Annotated in this window: 1 protein-coding gene; it reads right to left on the reverse strand. The window is 66.9% G+C overall.

The features are described from left to right. Positions 1–142: 142 nt before the first annotated feature. On the reverse strand, positions 143–994 hold the full coding sequence (locus tag BHU15_RS37420; protein ID WP_171908534.1) for a glycoside hydrolase family 19 protein: 852 nt from the start codon (positions 992–994) through the stop codon (positions 143–145). Positions 995–1,065: the final 71 nt, after the last annotated feature.

The following is a 1,065-nucleotide window of genomic DNA, read 5'->3' on the forward strand; positions in this document are numbered from 1 at the left end:
CCGTGCCCCGCCACATGGATGCGGCGGGGCACGGACACTGATCCGGTGCGGGGCAGATGGGCCTCTGCCCCGAACCGGTCAACGAGGAGGTCGCAGAACAGTTCTCTGAACTACGTCCGATTGTCGTAGAGACGCTCCGGACTCAGCAGCTGAGGTTGCCGCCGGGTGTGGTGCCGAGGATCTGGACGAAGCGCTGGTAGTTGTTGATCCGGCTCTGCACCTGACCGGGGTTGCCCCCGTTGCACTCGATGCTTCCGTTGATGGAGCGGATCGTCTCGCCGAAGCCGCGGCTGTTGACCATCGCGTTGTGCGGGGTCATGGTGCCGGGGCCGTTCTGGGTGTTCCAGTACCAGAGTCCGGTCTTCCAGGCGACGGCGGAGTCGTTCTGGACGAGCCAGGGGTTGTTCAGCAGGTCGATGCCGAGGGCGTCGCCCGCTGCCTTGTAGTTGAAGTTCCAGCTGAGCTGGATGGGACCGCGCCCGTAGTACGCGGCCTGGCCGGCCGGGCAGCCGTAGGGCTGTGAAGTGTCGCAGTAGTGGGGGTAGTTGGCCTGGTTCTGCTCCACGATGTGGACGAGGCCGCCGGTCTCGTGGCTGACGTTGGCGAGGAAGGCCGCGGCCTCCTGGCGCTTGATGGTGTCGCTGCCGGTGTTCGCGAAGGCCGGGTAGGCGCTCAGCGCGGCGGTGAGACCGTTGTAGGTGTAGAAGGAATTACGGCTCGGGAACATCTGGTTGAACTGCGCCTCGCTGACCACGAAGCCACCCGTGGGCGGCGGGTCCGTCGGACCGCCACCACAGGCGCCGTTGTCGGCCCAGACGTCGACAGTGCCGGGTCTCTCGTTCTGGGTCCACCACTTGGCGGTGTAGTTGCGGCCGTTGTACGACGCGGTGTCGCCGCCCCAGTAGACGGTGGACGCGTTCCAGCCGGTCACGCACGCGGCGGCGGACGAGGCCGCCGCCGAGGTCGAGGCGGGCAGGAGTACCGCGAGGGCCATGGCGGAGACCAGTGCGGTGAACAGTGCAAGGATTCGCTGTCGCAAGCGACTCACTCCTTCGCGCGGCCGTC

Source organism: Streptomyces niveus, assembly GCF_001723055.1.
Classification (GTDB): Bacteria; Actinomycetota; Actinomycetes; order Streptomycetales; family Streptomycetaceae; genus Streptomyces; species Streptomyces niveus.

What these genes read in the sequence shown, in the direction of transcription:
- BHU15_RS37420 (WP_171908534.1), bottom strand. Translation starts at nt 994, where the DNA reads ATGGCCCTCGCGGTACTCCTGCCCGCCTCGACCTCGGCGGCGGCCTCG.